The organism is Pantoea sp. Ft-CA_14 (genome assembly GCF_024520875.1).
In the GTDB taxonomy this organism is placed as follows: Bacteria; Pseudomonadota; Gammaproteobacteria; order Enterobacterales; family Enterobacteriaceae; genus Pantoea; species Pantoea agglomerans.
The window spans coordinates 31,247-46,764 of the sequence record NZ_JALNPM010000015.1 but is presented as its reverse complement, the minus strand read 5'-3'; the positions used below and the strand labels follow the sequence as shown (position 1 = coordinate 46,764).

Sequence of the window (15,518 nt, the reverse complement as noted above, 5' to 3'; positions counted from 1 at the left end):
CCTTAGATCGCCACGCGTTTCTGCTTTTTACTGAGGTACATCTGCTCATCGCTGTCGTGCAGCAACTGCTCCAGCGATTGCGGATGCGCCGCGTCAAACTCCACGACGCCGGACGAGAATTGCAGGCGGTAACGGCGGTTCAGACTGACTGATTGCTGTTGCAGATAACGGTCAAACTGCAGGAGCAGCGCTTCGCTCTGCTGCTGCTGCAGACCATTAAACAGCACCACAAACTCATCGCCGCCCAGACGGGCAAACAGATCCGAATGCTTGAACACCACTTTCATCGCATCGGCAAAGTCCATCAGCGCCCGGTCGCCTTCGCGGTGGCCCAGCGAGTCATTAATCTGCTTAAATTTGTCGAGATCGAGAAAGGTCAGGCAGGCGGGCCGGTTTTTCAGCCGGCACTCGTTCAGCACCATCTGTCCCAGCGTCATAAAGCCGCGACGATTGGTGATCTGCGTCAGTTCATCACAGGTGGCAGTCTGAAAGGCGACCAGTTCCGCTTCGGCCATGGCGGCCAGATCGCGCATCGTGGCCTGATCCTCTTCATTAAACTGACGCGGTTCACGACCAATGATACAGAGGGTACCCATTTTAGCGCCGCCCGGTGCCCGCAGCGGACAGCCGGCATAAAAGCGGATATGCGGTTCGCCGGTAACCAGCGGATTATCATAAAAACGTTCATCTTCTGTGGCATCTTCAACGATCATGATCTCATCCTGCAGGATGGCATGACCGCAAAAGGAGATGTCGCGGGGCGATCCTGCGGGTTCATAGCCCTGAGCGGATTTAAACCACTGATGGTCAGCTTCCAGCAGGCTGACTAACGCGATAGGAACGTCATACAGGCGGCGCGCCAGACGGGTTAAACGATCAAATCGTTCTTCCGCTGGGGTGTTCATTATGTTCAGCGCACGCAACTGCGATAAACGTTGTGCCTCGTCGGCAGCGATTTCAGGTGCTTTCATCACAGAGCCCTTTATTTTTTTAGCTCAAGCCAGGTTCTGGTGTTTGCCTTACGGCGAAGAAGAAGAGCGTGACATAGCCATCACGCTCTTTATAAGGAGGGGATCAGAGCACTTTTTGTTCGGCGAGATCAAGGGCGAAATAGCTGAAAATCAGGTCTGCACCGGCGCGTTTAATCGCACCCAGGCTTTCCAGCACCACATTGCGTTCATCAATGGCACCAGCCTGAGCGGCAAACTTGATCATCGCGTATTCACCACTCACCTGATAAGCCGCCAGCGGCAATTCGGTACGTTCACGGATATCGCGCAGGATATCCAGATAAGCACCTGCCGGTTTCACCATCAGTGAATCCGCGCCCTGCGCCGCGTCGAGCAGCGATTCACGGATCGCTTCACGGCGGTTCATCGGGTTCATCTGGTAGGTTTTACGGTCGCCTTTCAGCGCCGTTCCGGCCGCTTCACGGAACGGGCCGTAAAACGAGGAGGCGAATTTGGTGGAGTAGGACATGATGGCGGTCTGAGTGAAGCCCGCGGCGTCCAGTGCCCGGCGAATCGCCTCAACCTGACCATCCATCGCCGCTGACGGGGCGATGAAATCCGCACCGGCTGCGGCGGCAACGACGGCCTGCTTACCCAGGTTTTCCAGGGTTGCATCGTTATCGACGCCGTGATCACACAACACGCCACAGTGGCCGTGGCTGGTGTATTCACAGAAGCAGGTGTCAGACATCACGATCATTTCTGGCACGGTATCTTTGCAGATGCGGGACATACGTGCCACCAGACCGTTCTCGTTCCAGGCATCGCTGCCGGTGGCATCGGTATGGTGCGAAATACCGAAGGTCATCACCGAGCGGATACCCGCTTTGGCGATGCGCTCAATTTCATAGGCGAGACGTTTTTCCGGAATACGCATCACGCCAGGCATCGCCTGAATCGCTTTGTAATCGTCGACTTCTTCTTCAACAAAGATGGGCAGAGCCAGATCGTTCAGGCTCAGTGAGGACTCCTGGAACATTTCACGCATTGAGGCGCTGGCGCGCAATCTTCTTGGGCGCTGGATAAGGGAATAATCAGACATTTTCATTCTTACGCAGGTGAAAAAAGTGACAACAGTTTACTCCCTTTGCCCGCGAGGGATGAAGGTTTGTGTGCGGTCAGGAGAGGGGAAAAGAACTCTCCCGCCGGGCGGCGGGAGAGCAGAACGGTTACTCGTTGATATCCGGATGCTGCTGCACCAGGTTTTTACGTTTCGCTTCCAGGCGGGAGATCTCTTCGTCGATATCTTCGATTTTGTGCTCGATGTTATCGTGATGTTCCTGCAGGATTTCGCGCGCTTCTTCCATATCAGAAGCCGCCGGTGTCGCGCCTTTCAGGGGCTTATTGGCAGTTTCTTTCATGTACAGACCGGTAATCAGACCAATCACTGCCACCACCATCAGATAGTAGGCTGGCATGTAGAGGTTATTGGTCGTTTCTACCAGCCAGGCGGCCAGCGTTGGCGTCAGACCGGCAACCAGTACCGAGATGTTAAACGCACTCGCCAGCGCACTGTAGCGGATGTGCGTCGGGAACATCGCAGGCAGTGAAGAGGCCATCACGCCAGTAAAGGCGTTGAGGATTACCGCCAGCAGCAGCAGACCACCAAAAATCAGTCCCAGTACGCCACTGTTGATCATCATAAAGGCGGGAATTGCGAAGATCATCAGGGCGATACTGCCGATGATGACAAACGGACGACGACCGAAACGGTCACTCATCATGCCGATCATTGGCTGGACAAACAGCATACCGATCATGATGGCGATGATAATCATCACACCGTGGTCTTCGCTGTAGTGCAGGTTATGTGACAGGTAGCTCGGCATGTACGTCAGCAACATGTAGTAGGTGACGTTAGTGGCGATAACCAGACCGACACAGGAGAGCAGGCTGCGCCAGTGTTTGGTCGCAATCTCTTTAAACGATACCTGTGGACCATCCTGCAGGCCTTCGCGGTCGCCCTGTTCCAGTTTGTCCACGTGCTGCTGGAATGCCGGTGTCTCTTCCAGCGCATGACGCAGGTAAAGACCGATAATTCCCAGCGGCAGCGCGACGAAGAACGGCAGACGCCAGCCCCACTCAAGGAAACTCTCTTCTCCGATAATGGAGGAAATCAGCACCACCAGGCCCGCACCGAGCACGAAGCCCGCAATCGAACCAAAGTCGAGCCAGCTTCCCATAAAGCCGCGTTTACGGTCAGGCGAATATTCGGCCACAAAGATTGAGGCACCGGTATATTCACCGCCCACCGAGAAGCCCTGAGCCATCTTCGCTAACAGCAGCAGAATAGGAGCCCAGATGCCGATGGAGGCGTAGGACGGTATCAGACCGATACAGAAAGTACTGACCGACATGATGATGATGGTGATGGAGAGGATTTTCTGACGACCATATTTGTCGCCCAGCATACCGAAGAACAGTCCACCCAGCGGGCGAATCAGGAAAGGAACAGAGAAAGTGGCGAGCGCCGCAATCATCTGAACGCCCGGTGAAACGTCCGGGAAAAAGACCTTACCCAGCGCATAGGCCACAAAGCCGTAAACACCGAAGTCGAACCACTCCATCGCGTTGCCCAGAGAGGCCGCGGTGATGGCTTTACGTAAACGGGTATCATCGATGATAGTCACATCATCGATCCCAATTGGTTTTACACGCTTCCTACGCAATTTCATAGAATTACCCTGTATTGGAACACGAAAGTCCTCAACGGCGCGAGCCGGGTGTGAGTCGTTCAGACCGCTGCGTTGAGAAATTTAAGCATAGCCGTAAATAAGCACTGTTTATGCGCCGGCAGACACAATAATTACTGTTGTGATTATTGCGAACAGCGACAGAGTATACCGTTTTTGTGTGATATCTGTCATGTTTGGGCTACATCCGGCCTGTTTTTACAACAAATAGAGCTGTTTGCAACCGCAGAAAAATTATCACTGAGCGTGACGACCGCCGTTTTTTTCAGCAAAACAGGGTCAAAGAGAGGGAAGTTACGGGCCATGCTGGCACCGGAAGCGGTTATCCGCTTTGCATCACAGGGCGGAGAGCAGAAAGATGAGTGAATGTTGCTCGACTGGCGGTTCAGCTGCCATCTGCTCTGGTTCAGACGTCGGGTTCCTGCCGGGTCTGAAGAGCCAGCTCCCGCTCAATCGGCTGTTCGCCCCGATCGGTCAGCCAGGCAACCAGCGCCGTGTTGTCCATCGGGCGGGCATAATAATAGCCCTGGATAAAGACCACGCCGCGCCGTTGCAGATAGCTGAACTGTAACGCGGTCTCAACGCCTTCTCCCAGCACTTCCAGCTCAAGCTCATGGCTGAGCTGGATAATGGCGTCCAGCACCGGCGTTCTGCCTTCCAGAGATTCAATCGCGTTGATAAAGCCGCGATCGATTTTCAGATAATCTATCGTGAAGGTCTGTAAATAGCTCAGCGAACAGTGACCGGTCCCAAAATCATCAATCGCGACCTTCATTCCGCAACCACGTAACTGCTCCAGCTTGCGAGCCACCTCAGCGCCATCTTTGATCAGGCTGCGTTCGGTCAGCTCAAGGGTAATCAGGAACTGCTTATCTTTGATCCGTTCGGCAAACTGCAGCATATCGTCGACAAAGTCAGGATGCTGCAGATGATCCGCCGCCACGTTAATGGCCAGGTGGAAATGGGGCTCAACCTGCCACGCCTGCACATCCTCTGCAATTAAATCGAGCAGATGGCGGGTCAGCGGCACAATCATGCCTTCCGCTTCTGCTGCGCCGATAAAAATATCTGGCCGCACGCCTTTACCGTCGGGCGTTGTCCAGCGCAGCAGGGCTTCAGCGCCGCTGCAGCGTTGCAGCCGGTTGTCGTAGACCGGCTGATAGTGCGCCCTGAACTGGCCGCTGGTGATGGCCCGGCGAATCTCATCGCGCCATGAAATACGCCGTTTCAGCCAGTTCGCCATCAGCATCATCAGCAGAATAGAGAAGATAGCGGCCATCGGCATGATGATAAACATCACCTGACGCCAGGCCGAGATCAGTTCAGAGGGTGAGGCAATGAGGGTGACAGAGAGCGGATAGCGATGGGAGATAGCCTGATAAATCATGGGTTCAAACCAGCTGGACGCGGCGATGTGCGGATCGCCAAACGAGATCGGCGCGCCGCCGCTGAACGTCATGCTGAAATGATAGAGATGGCTGCTGCTGATCGCGCGCATAAAATCGATCAGATACTGGCCATCAATCACTGCCCAGAATCCCTCGCCATCGGGCAAATCGCGCATAAAAATCACGGCCGGACGATTCGGTACGCCCGTTGTTCCGGCAATGGACAGACTCCACCAGGCTTTTCCGGTAACCGGCGCGTCGCGCATGATCATCTCTTTCAGCAGGCCTGGGCGTGAACCATACACCGACGAGCAGGCGATGTGATCCTGCTCCATTTTACCGATCGCGCGAAAATAGGGGTTGAGCGAGCCAATGCGCTGCAACTGGTTTTCAATCTGGCTGCAGGGCTGATGATGAAACTGGCGCAGCACGGTAATCATATCCCAGGCGCTGTCGCTCATTCTTTCAGCCTGAGATAACAGCGTATTCGCCGCGGTTACCTGCTGCTGATGCACGGTGTGGCGCGCATCCAGGGCGGTGAAAAAAATGCCAATAATCAGAGGCAGCACGCCGGAAATAATAATCACCAGCCTGGCGTAGTCGCGTTTTCGTTTCAGTAGCGGCACCGCTGAATCCTCTGAGTATTATTGGTGTTATGCGGAGGTGCTGATCAGTGGCGCAGCATAGCATCTCTCCGGGCGGTGCAGATTAGCGTTTTTGCGATCAGGAGAACTGACTAAGGTCAATTATCGACCAGACATTGCATTTTTTGACAGGTTGTTTGGTTTTCGTTGCTATGCAGGAAAAAATCAAATGAAAACGGGAGGCAGGCAGGGCAGAAGGCCGATCCGCCGCAGCGGCCAGGAGAGACCCTGGCCCGTCCTGAGGCGGGCGCAGGGCAGGACGTTTTACTTAATCGGCAAAATAGATCTGTTTCAGCGCTACTTCAACGCCGCGCAGTTCGGCAAGGCCTTTCAGGCGGCCAATGGCGGAATAACCGGGATTGGTGCGCTTATGCAGGTCGTCCAGCATCTGATGGCCGTGATCGGGACGCATGGGAATCGCCCGCAGGTTGCCCGCCCGACGGCGGCGCTGCTCTTCCGCCAGAATAACCTTGATCACGCCGACCATATCGACGTCGCCCGCCAGATGCGCCGCTTCATGGAAGCTGGCCGGGTTTGCCTCGCGTTTCGTGGCGCGCAGATGGATAAAGTTAATGCGGTCGGCATAGGTTTCCGCCATCTCAACCAGCGCATTGTCGGCACGCACGCCATAGGAGCCGGTACAGAAACAGAAACCGTTGTGCAGGCTGTCCACGGTTTCTTTCAGCCACTGCATATCTTCCTGGGTAGAAATAATGCGCGGCAGGCCCAGAATAGGACGTGGTGGGTCATCCGGATGCACCGCCAGTTTAACGCCCGTTTCCTCCGCAACCGGCACGATGGCGCGCAGGAAGGTCGCCATATGCTCGCGCAGTTTCGCTTTGTCGATGCCGTCATACTGCGTCAGCTGCGCCTGAAACTGCTCCAGGGTGTAACCCTCTTCGGCGCCTGGCAGACCGGCGATAATATTGCGCACCAGGGTGCTTTTCTCTTCTGCGCTCATGGCGGCAAAGCGCTGAGCGGCGGCCTGCTGCTCGGCTGGGCTGTAATCCTGTTCCGCTCCCGGACGCTGCAACAGATAAAGCTCGAAGGCCGCGAAAGCGTCGGCGTCGAAGCGCAGCGCTTTTGCGCCATCCGGTAGCGTCCAGGCGAGGTCGGTTCGCGTCCAGTCCAGCACCGGCATGAAGTTGTAGCAGACGGTATCAATGCCGCAGGCGGCCAGATTGCGTATCGACTGCTGATAATTAGCGATATAGCGAAGGTAGTCACCACGCTGGGTTTTAATCGCCTCATGGACCGGGATGCTCTCTACCACCGACCAGACCAGACCTTTTTCCGCCAGCAGTGCCTGACGCGCTTTAACCTCCTCAACCGGCCATACCTCGCCGTTAGGGATATGGTGCAGCGCCGTCACAATGCCGGTCGCGCCCGCCTGACGCGCATCATCCAGTGAGACCGGGTCGTTGGGGCCGTACCATCGCCATGTATGTTCCATTTTTACTCCTCAACTGTGATGTGGCCCAGTGGTCAGGCCGCTGGGCCAAGAGTATGATAGTGGACAAAACAGGGCCGTGATCCGGATCGCAGCATGACAAACTGCATCGGTGAAGAGATCGCTTTTACGTGCAATCAGAGGAGAGGGTGATGACGCTGCCAGTAATAAAAACCGAGCGCCTGTACCGTCAGATCGCCAACGTCATCATGGCCGGTATCACGCGCGGTGACTTTGTGGCAGGTGGTTTGCTGCCACCGGAGCGTGAGCTGGCAAAACAGCTGGGTGTCAGTCGTTCATCAGTGCGTGAAGCATTGATTGCGCTGGAGATGACCGGCTGGGTCGATATCCGCACTGGCAACGGCGTTTACGTCGCCCAGCCGTTGCCGCAAGCCGCGGTTCCGCAGGAGAGCGAAACCTGCAGTCTGCAGGATCTGTTGCAGGCACGTGAAGCCTTTGAGGGGATGCTGGCAGGATTTGCCGCACGTAACGGCACCACCGTTCAGCGTGCAGCACTGCTGGCGCTGACCGCTGAACTGCAGCAGTACAATGAAAACGACGCGGCCTTTCTGGAGCAGGACAAGCGCTTCCATCTGCTGATCAGTGAGATGAGCGGCAATGATGTATTACGCGACCTGCTGGAGCAGTTATGGAACCGGCGCCACAGCCCGCATGTGCAGCGACTGGAGCGCCATTATGCCGATAACAGCTTCGCGCAGGAGATGAACGCTGACCATCAGCAGATCGCCAATGCGATTGTGGCGGGCGATGAAGCAGCAGCCCGTCAGGCGATGGAGAGCCATCTCCAGCACGTGCAGCAGCGGCTACTTGGTTAATGCCCGCGCCCGCTTGGGTCGTCCGGTGCCCAGCATAATCGCCAGACGGCTGCCGCCTGGCGTGGTTTCCATCAGAATTTTAGTAATGCTGGTGAGCGGCACCGAGAGCAGCATGCCGACCGGACCGAGCAGCCAGCCCCAGAACACCAGCGACAGAAACACCACCAGTGTCGATAAGCCAAGACCGCGCCCCATCAGGCGCGGTTCCAGCATATTGCCAAACACCATATGAATCGCGGTAAACAGCGCCGCCACCATCGCGGCATCAAACAGGCTGTTCAGTAACAACGCCTGCAGGAAGGGCGGGATACCAGCGATAATCGGGCCGATATTGGGAATAAAGTTGAGGATAAACGCCACGACACCCCATAACAGCGCAAACTTCACATCCAGCAGATAGAGACTCAGCCAGACCGCGATGCCGGTTATCAGACTCACCAGGGTTTTCAGCGCCAGATAGTGCGTGACGCCTTTCAGCGCTTTATGCAGTCCGGCGATGCGAATTTTCGGATTCACCAGCGCGTTGCGCATTTTATAGGGCAGGTGATGGACCTCAAACAGCATAAAGACCACGGTCAGCACCAGCAGCACGGTATTGGTCATCGCGCCGGAAAAGCCGCTCAGTGCCACGGTAGCCAGGTTCATCATGGTATTAGGATCGAAACGCTGTACCAGCGCATCGGTTGAAATATTAAGATGAAAGCCCGCCGCCAGATGTTGCAGCACCGTCATTTTCTGCTCCATGGTGGCGCGCAGTTGCGGATAGAGATCGGAAAACTCGCTCATTGAGCTGGCAATAATGGCACCCAGCAGCACGAGAGCGCAGAAAATCACCGTGATCACCAGCCCAATCGCCAGCCCACGGCGGAAGCCACGACGCATCAGCATCGTTACCAGCGGATTCAGCACAATGGCAAAGAACGCCGCCAGCAGCAGCGGAACCAGAATATCGGACGCTGCCCGAACCCCGGCGAGGATAATGACCAGCATCGCCAGTTTTATCAGAATATTTTGTCCGATCTTTTCCCGTTGCAGCTCGCTCATTCTCTCTCTCATAACGTAATTTGGCTGTTGAAAGTGTAGCTGAAACAAAATTAACAATCTGATTTATCAGAGAAACGGTAAAGCGCGGTGGCAGGTGGGTGATGTAATCAGCGCCACAGCACTCAGCTATCGCGGCAGAGCAGCAACTCCCCATTGTTCCGGTTTTTACCCGGCTTTCTGCTGCACGTCCGGGCAGGGGCAGCCGCCCGATAGCCGTGTCATTAAGATGCGCCAGTGGCGAAAGCGGGTATAGTTAAAGGATAAACCTTATCATTCAGCCAAATACGAGCGCGAGGACTCATGCCTGAACAGCCTGCAGCGGAACCGAGCACCCCATCCGGAAACCTGAACATCTCTCTGCTGATCCTCTCTATCGTGGCCTACAACTTTGCCAGCTATCTCACTATCGGTCTGCCGCTGGCGGTATTGCCAGGATGGGTGCATGACCAGCTGGGCTTCAGCGCATTCTGGGCGGGCCTGGTAATCAGCCTGCAATATGTGGCGACGCTGCTGAGCCGCCCACACGCCGGACGCTATGCCGATCTCTGGGGGCCAAAGAAAGTGGTGGTGACCGGCCTGGTGGGCTGTCTGATCAGCGGGTTGTGTATTTTGCTGGCGGCGCTCATCGAATCACCGCTGTTAAGCCTGACGCTACTCTGCGTGGGCCGCTTGATTCTGGGCGTGGGTCAGAGTTTTACCGGCACCGGCACCTCGTTGTGGGGTGTGGCGCGGGTGGGTTCGCTGCACATTGGCCGGGTTATCTCCTGGAACGGCATTGTCACTTATGGCGCGATGGCGATTGGTGCGCCGCTCGGCGTGGTGATATTCCGGGCGGGTGGCCTGCTGTGGCTGTCGCTGGTCATTGTTGCTATCTGCGTGGTAGGCATCGTCTGCGCGGTGCCGCGTCCGGCCGTAAAAGCCAGCCGGGCCAGACCTCTGCCGTTTCGTGCAGTGCTGGGGAAAATCGCCGGTTTTGGTGCGATTCTGGCGATGGGTTCGGCGGGTTTCGGTGTCATCGCCACCTTTATTACCCTGTTCTATCAGGATAAAGGCTGGGAAGGGGCCGCCTTTGCGCTCTCCCTGTTCAGCGGCGCTTTCGTCGGCGCGCGCCTGCTGTTCCCGAATGCGATTAACCGCCACGGCGGTCTGCGGGTCGCCAGCATCTGCCTGGCGGTTGAAGCCGCCGGACTGTTTCTGGTGGCCGCAGCGGGTGATCCCTGGATGGCAAAAGCGGGCGCATTTCTGACCGGTGCCGGGTTCTCGCTGGTATTCCCGGCGCTGGGCGTGGTGGCGGTAAAAGTGGTGCCGCAGCAGAATCAGGGCAGCGCGCTGGCGACCTACACCGCCTTTATGGATCTGTCGCTGGGGATAACCGGGCCACTTGCCGGATTCATCATGACTTATGCGGGTGTCTCACGCGTCTACCTGCTCACGGCGCTGCTGGTCTGCGTCGCTTTTTTCTGCACGCTGCGCATGCAGCGGCGTCAGGCGGTGTTGCCGGCAGCAGACGATTCTTCAGGATAAAAAAAATGGCCCAGCAGCGGGCCAGAACGTCTTTTCAGACACAGATAAACCGATTAATGGTGCGCGCAAAGCGCAGAACAGGATTCAGGCTTGCAGCAGTTCAATACTGTTGCGGATCTGGCGTTCAACCTCCGCAGGGGTCCAGTTGCTGAGCTGACTGGAGAAAGGCTCAAAGGCATAAACGCCCTTATAGCCAAGCATCTCCAGCCGCTTCACCTGCACCATGCTCTTCATTACATCGTTATCACTCAGCATGATGCGTTCTTCATCGGTCAGTTCGGCGGTCGGACGGCGATCTTCCACGCCCGAAAGGTGCACCAGACCGATCTGGTTAACATCAATGCCGGCTGGAAACTCCTGCTCAGCCTGCTCATAGAGATGATGGTGAAAGGTATCCAGCAATAACTTAAAGGGCACGTCCGCCGCGGCGATCAATTGCTGCGTTTGTACCGCCGAACGCAGCGAGCTGACCGGAAAACCCAGCGGCTCCACCAGACCCTGAATGCCATAGTGGGCAAAGCGCGGGGCCAGCTGCTGCATCGCCGCCTGGGTTTGCTGAGGCGACACGGCTATCCCCTCATTCAGCGGACACATGACCAGCGCCTTTGCACCAATCTGTTGTGCTGTCTGTAACAGTGCTTCGGCCCGGGCCAGTAGCGCGTCATCAATGCGGTTAAACGGATAGAGCGCATTAATGGTGATGATATCAATATGATACCTGTCGGTCAGAGCGCGCAGCTGATCGGTGCTGAGATCGTCAGTGACGCTGCCGCCCGGCATGTCATTACGCAGTTCAACCTTGCTCAGCCCCAGGCGCTGAACCAGCTGAAAAAATGCCTCCAGCGAGAGCCGGGGCGCAATTTTGCGGTTGATACAGAAACGGGTTGGATCGATGGCCATGCGCTGACTCCGGGGCAGGAGGATGATGCGACCAAAGAGAACATTTATTTCATTAATAGTGAATAATGAAACACAAATTATTAGATCAGCCTCGCATTAATTTCATATTCCGTTTCAGCCCGATGCATAAAGGCTGGATCGACTTCGCAGTAAAACGCCCAAACCACTCCCCGGCTATTACCCTGCTACGCTAAGGCTGGCCGCTATTAGTGGCCTCCCGTCATCGTGATGCCGCGAGAGACTAAGTGGCAGGAAAAATGCGATCTGTGCCGCTAAAATCAAATTTTCCAAAAAGAACCATTTGAAAAATTTGTTCCACTGTAATAGCTTCATAGCACGCTTTCAGGTTTGCCTGGTCAGGCAGTGTGGCAGGTCGCATGGTCCGTCTGCAGGGAACTTAACCATCTAAAGAGGCAACATCATGACAATCATAGGTAACTTTATTGGCGGTAAAACCACTTTCAGCGCCAGCAACGAAACCATTCCTGTTTACGATCCGGCAACCGGCAAAGTGGTACGTGAACTGACGCAAAGTACCGCTGATGAAGTGGCCCAGGCGATTGGTGTCGCGCATGACGCTTTTGCCGCCTGGTCGAAAACCTCGCCGCTGCGTCGCGCCCGCGTTCTGTTCAACTTTAAAGCCCTGATGGAGAAGCACCGTGATGAGCTGGCGGCGCTGATTGTCTCTGAGCACGGCAAAGTCTGGTCCGATGCGCTGGGTGAACTGACGCGTGGCATCGAAGTGATTGAGTTTGCCTGCGGGATCCCCCATCTGCTTAAAGGCGAATATTCCCCGAACGTCGGCAGCGGCGTTGACAGCTACTCGCTGATGCAGCCAGTCGGCGTCGTGGCGGGCATTACGCCGTTTAACTTCCCGGCGATGGTGCCGCTGTGGATGTTCCCGATAGCCCTGGCCTGCGGTAACACCTTTGTGCTGAAGCCACCGGCGCTGGATCCTTCCGCGGCAGTGCGTATGGCTGAACTGCTGACCGAAGCGGGCCTGCCCGATGGCGTATTCAACGTGGTGCACAGTTCCAATGAAGATGCTGAGCAGCTCTATAAAGATCCGCGTATTGCCGCGGTGAGCTTCGTCGGTTCTTCTGGCGTGGCTGAGCATATCTATAAAACCGCCAGCGCCCACGGCAAGCGGGTACAGGCGTTTGGCGCGGCGAAAAACCACGCTATCGTTATGCCGGATGCCGACCTGGATGCCACCGTCAACGCCATTATGGGCGGTGCGTTTGGCTCTGCTGGTGAACGCTGCATGGCGCTGCCGGTTGTGGTCGCCGTGGGCGATGATACCGCCGACAAGTTGATCGCCCGTCTGACTCCGCTGGTGAACGCGCTGCGTATCGGCCCTGGCATTAATCAGGGCGCTGATGAAAATGAGATGGGACCGGTCGTTTCGGCGGCGCACCAGAAGAAAGTGCTGGGCTACATCGACAAAGGCGAGCAGGAAGGCGCGAAGCTGGTGGTCGATGGTCGTAACGTGCAGGTTGCGGGTCACGCCGAAGGTTACTACGTCGGCGGCACGCTGTTTGATCATGTCACCTCTGAGATGGTGATCTGGCGTGAAGAGATTTTTGGGCCGGTGCTGAGCATCATGCGCGCGCCGGACTACGACAGTGCGCTGCAACTGGTTAACAGCCATGAATTCGGCAACGGCAGCGCGATTTTCACCAGCAACGGTCACACCGCACGTGAGTTTGTGCAGAACGTTGAAGCGGGTATGGTCGGTGTCAACGTGCCGGTTCCGGTGCCGATGGCGTTCCACAGCTTCGGCGGCTGGAAGCGTTCAGTGTTTGGCGCGCTCAATGTTCATGGACCGGATGGCGTGCGTTTCTATACCCGCATGAAAACGGCCACCGTACGCTGGCCATCCGGTCAGCAGACTGTGTCTGAATTCAGTATGCCAACCTTAGGCTGATTCATTTCAACGCTGATCCCGGTGCGCGACCGGCAGGATAATCTGCCGGTCGCTTTGTTCGCTGGCACCGCGCCCGCGAGCCCACCGCAGCGTCAATCGTGACAGAGAGGAGTATCAGGATGTCTTTACTGTCGAAAGCACAAGCCCCTGACGCGCAGGGTCGTATTCAGCATGTGACGCCTGAGCGCGCCGGCTGGCGTTATGTGGGATTTGATGCCTATTTGCTGAAGAAAGGGGAAACCCTGCGCCTCAGTAGTGGTGACAAAGAGCTGTGTCTGGTGCTGGTGGCCGGGCTGGCCTCGGTAAAAACCCGCCATGCTGATTTTCCCGGTATCGGTCAGCGCATGTCGCCTTTTGAGCGCGTACCGCCTTATTCCGTTTATGTGCCGCATGATGATGAAGTAGAGGTTTACGCTGACAGCGATCTTGAGCTGGCGGTCTGTAATGCGCCCGGTCAGGGGAATCTGCCTGCGCGCCTGATTGCGCCAGCCGATGTTGGTGTTGAGCATCGCGGAAAAGGGCGCAACCAGCGCCTGGTTCACAATATCCTGCCTGACAATGAACCGGCTGATAGCCTGCTGGTGGTGGAAGTCTATACCAACGAGGGTGATACCAGCTCTTATCCCAGCCACAAGCACGACCAGGAGGAGAGTGAAAACGAAACCTACCTGGAAGAGACCTACTATCACCGTTTCGATCCGGAACCTGGCTTTGCCATGCAGCGCGTCTACACCGACGACCGTTCCCTGGATGTCTGTATGGCACCTTATAATCGCGACGTGGTGATGGTACCGCGCGGCTATCATCCGGTAGCGACGCTGGCGGGATACAATAACTACTATCTGAACGTGATGGCGGGGCCGGTGCGGCTGTGGAAATTTACCTGGGAGAAAGATCACGCCTGGGTGAACAGCGACAGCTATCCGCGGAAAGCGTAAGTCTTCGCTGAAAAATAAACAGCAATCACGGTTTATAAGCCGCGTTCATATCAGTAAAAAGGGCAGCCTGTCGCGCTGCCCTTTTTTGTGTGTGGAACTCAGCTGGTCTTTGCGTTGTTCAGTGCCAGCGAAACCGCCAGCGTCTGTGCCAGGCAGAGTGAAGCGACCTGCGAACGGAAGCCATCGACCTGCGCTTCACGTACTACAAAGCAGACATCGCTGAAGGCGGCCAGCGGACTGACCTGACTGTCGGTAATGGCAATCTGATGCGCACCGCGTTTGGCACCCATTTCAACCACCTCGACCGCTTCACGTGCATAAGGCGAGTAGCTGATCGCAATCACCACATCTTTCGGGTTGACCAGGCTGAGCTGCTCGGTAAACATCCCGCCCAGGCCATCAATCAGGAAAGCGCGGCGCTCAAGATGACGCAGCGCGTAGACCAGGTAGGAGGCGACGCTGAAAGAGCGGCGCAGGCCGATAACATAGATATTCTCAGCCTCATTCAGCAGTTTCACCGCTTTGTTCAGCTGCTCAGGATTAACCTGCATCGCCAGCTGCTGCAGCGCCTGGCTGTTAACCATGGTAAAGACGTTGAGGATTTCCGCCGGACTTTCAGGCGCACTGGCGCTGTCGTCCGTGGAGGTCTGGCGAAACAGGCGAGCGCGCTCGGTATAGTTGACCGTCTCCTCCATCAGATGCTGACGAAAAACCTGTTTCATTTCGTTGAAGCCGCTGAAGCCAAAAGCATTCGCAAAGCGGATCAGCGTCGACGGTGGCACATCGGCCTGCTGAGCAATCGAGGCGACGGTATCGAAAGCAATACTGTTACTGTTATCAAGGATGTAGCGCGCAACCTGTTTAAGACGCTTGCTCAGCGTTTCGTAGCGGCGACGAATATCGTCCTGCAAGAGAGAAAGTTGGGTGGGATTATTGTTCATCACTTCTGCCCGTATAATTAGAATAATGGCTGCATAATGAGCGCTATAGTATCAGATGGATGGAAAATTTCATTTCTTTGCGTCAACGACGCGGTTTATTTCATGGCTTTATGAAATGGTTCACAGATTAGCTTTAGCGCCCGATGCATGACTTTTCGCGGGCAATGTCAGGATGAAAGCCGGGATGAAATGCCAGCAGGGATGGAAGTATGCAGTCTTTCAC

At 56.0% G+C, this 15,518-nt stretch carries 12 protein-coding genes; 4 read left to right on the top strand and 8 right to left on the bottom strand.

Translation table 11 applies throughout. The features are described from left to right. Positions 1-2: 2 nt before the first annotated feature. The 5 genes from NR195_RS19250 to uxuA all read right to left on the bottom strand — a co-directional run bounded on the left by NR195_RS19250 (position 3) and on the right by uxuA (position 7,188). A complete protein-coding gene (locus tag NR195_RS19250; protein WP_061704369.1) occupies positions 3-971 on the bottom strand; it encodes a diguanylate cyclase in 969 nt (322 codons plus the stop codon). A gap of 103 nt (positions 972-1,074) precedes the next feature. Further along, positions 1,075-2,052, bottom strand: coding sequence for a porphobilinogen synthase (gene hemB, locus NR195_RS19245; protein WP_010671515.1), 978 nt, complete (start codon positions 2,050-2,052; stop codon positions 1,075-1,077). A gap of 127 nt (positions 2,053-2,179) precedes the next feature. Further along, positions 2,180-3,685 carry a glycine betaine/L-proline transporter ProP gene (gene proP / locus NR195_RS19240; RefSeq protein WP_010253365.1) on the bottom strand — a complete coding sequence of 502 codons (1,506 nt, stop codon included), beginning with the start codon at positions 3,683-3,685 and terminating at the stop codon, positions 2,180-2,182. A gap of 424 nt (positions 3,686-4,109) precedes the next feature. After that, on the bottom strand, positions 4,110-5,717 hold the full coding sequence (locus tag NR195_RS19235; RefSeq protein ID WP_182500872.1) for an EAL domain-containing protein: 1,608 nt from the start codon (positions 5,715-5,717) through the stop codon (positions 4,110-4,112). A 286-nt stretch (positions 5,718-6,003) separates the two neighbouring features. Continuing rightward, a complete protein-coding gene (gene uxuA, locus NR195_RS19230) occupies positions 6,004-7,188 on the bottom strand; it encodes a mannonate dehydratase (protein WP_256844824.1) in 1,185 nt (394 codons plus the stop codon). A gap of 149 nt (positions 7,189-7,337) precedes the next feature. Here uxuA and NR195_RS19225 point away from each other — a divergent pair, with 149 nt between their 5' ends. Next, positions 7,338-8,021 carry a FadR/GntR family transcriptional regulator gene (locus NR195_RS19225; RefSeq protein ID WP_010253357.1) on the top strand — a complete coding sequence of 228 codons (684 nt, stop codon included), beginning with the start codon at positions 7,338-7,340 and terminating at the stop codon, positions 8,019-8,021. Here the strand turns inward: NR195_RS19225 and NR195_RS19220 are convergent. Next, positions 8,010-9,065 (bottom strand): AI-2E family transporter, encoded by a 1,056-nt coding sequence (locus NR195_RS19220; RefSeq protein WP_010253354.1) that lies wholly within the window; start codon positions 9,063-9,065, stop codon positions 8,010-8,012. The two genes, NR195_RS19225 and NR195_RS19220, sit on opposite strands and share 12 nt — an antisense overlap. A 300-nt stretch (positions 9,066-9,365) precedes the next feature. Here NR195_RS19220 and NR195_RS19215 point away from each other — a divergent pair, with 300 nt between their 5' ends. Further along, a complete protein-coding gene (locus NR195_RS19215) occupies positions 9,366-10,589 on the top strand; it encodes an MFS transporter (RefSeq protein WP_050680341.1) in 1,224 nt (407 codons plus the stop codon). Between the two features lie 84 nt (positions 10,590-10,673). Here the strand turns inward: NR195_RS19215 and NR195_RS19210 are convergent, their stop codons facing one another. Further along, the gene (locus tag NR195_RS19210; protein WP_256844823.1) at positions 10,674-11,489 is read right to left on the bottom strand and encodes a TIM barrel protein; all 816 of its coding nucleotides are present in this window, start codon (positions 11,487-11,489) and stop codon (positions 10,674-10,676) included. 421 nt (positions 11,490-11,910) lie between these two features. On the opposite strand from NR195_RS19210, the gene NR195_RS19205 reads away from it, so the two are divergent. Further along, positions 11,911-13,416, top strand: coding sequence for a CoA-acylating methylmalonate-semialdehyde dehydrogenase (locus tag NR195_RS19205; RefSeq protein ID WP_010671520.1), 1,506 nt, complete (start codon positions 11,911-11,913; stop codon positions 13,414-13,416). Positions 13,417-13,535: 119 nt separating this feature from the next. Next, the gene (gene iolB, locus NR195_RS19200) at positions 13,536-14,354 is read left to right on the top strand and encodes a 5-deoxy-glucuronate isomerase (protein ID WP_010671521.1); all 819 of its coding nucleotides are present in this window, start codon (positions 13,536-13,538) and stop codon (positions 14,352-14,354) included. A 98-nt stretch (positions 14,355-14,452) separates the two neighbouring features. Here iolB and NR195_RS19195 read toward each other — a convergent pair whose 3' ends face one another. Next, entirely contained in the window at positions 14,453-15,295 is an 843-nt protein-coding gene (locus tag NR195_RS19195) for a MurR/RpiR family transcriptional regulator (RefSeq protein WP_010253340.1), read from the bottom strand. Positions 15,296-15,518 lie beyond the last annotated feature (223 nt).

Excerpts from the sequence above, each read along its gene's own strand:
- NR195_RS19195 (WP_010253340.1), bottom strand. The coding sequence starts at position 15,295 with ATGAACAATAATCCCACCCAACTTTCTCTCTTGCAGGACGATATTCGT.
- NR195_RS19225 (WP_010253357.1), top strand. The coding sequence starts at position 7,338 with ATGACGCTGCCAGTAATAAAAACCGAGCGCCTGTACCGTCAGATCGCC.
- NR195_RS19250 (WP_061704369.1), bottom strand. The coding sequence starts at position 971 with ATGAAAGCACCTGAAATCGCTGCCGACGAGGCACAACGTTTATCGCAG.
- iolB (WP_010671521.1), top strand. The coding sequence starts at position 13,536 with ATGTCTTTACTGTCGAAAGCACAAGCCCCTGACGCGCAGGGTCGTATT.
- hemB (WP_010671515.1), bottom strand. The coding sequence starts at position 2,052 with ATGTCTGATTATTCCCTTATCCAGCGCCCAAGAAGATTGCGCGCCAGC.
- NR195_RS19220 (WP_010253354.1), bottom strand. The coding sequence starts at position 9,065 with ATGAGCGAGCTGCAACGGGAAAAGATCGGACAAAATATTCTGATAAAA.
- uxuA (WP_256844824.1), bottom strand. The coding sequence starts at position 7,188 with ATGGAACATACATGGCGATGGTACGGCCCCAACGACCCGGTCTCACTG.
- NR195_RS19215 (WP_050680341.1), top strand. The coding sequence starts at position 9,366 with ATGCCTGAACAGCCTGCAGCGGAACCGAGCACCCCATCCGGAAACCTG.
- NR195_RS19210 (WP_256844823.1), bottom strand. The coding sequence starts at position 11,489 with ATGGCCATCGATCCAACCCGTTTCTGTATCAACCGCAAAATTGCGCCC.
- proP (WP_010253365.1), bottom strand. The coding sequence starts at position 3,685 with ATGAAATTGCGTAGGAAGCGTGTAAAACCAATTGGGATCGATGATGTG.
- NR195_RS19205 (WP_010671520.1), top strand. The coding sequence starts at position 11,911 with ATGACAATCATAGGTAACTTTATTGGCGGTAAAACCACTTTCAGCGCC.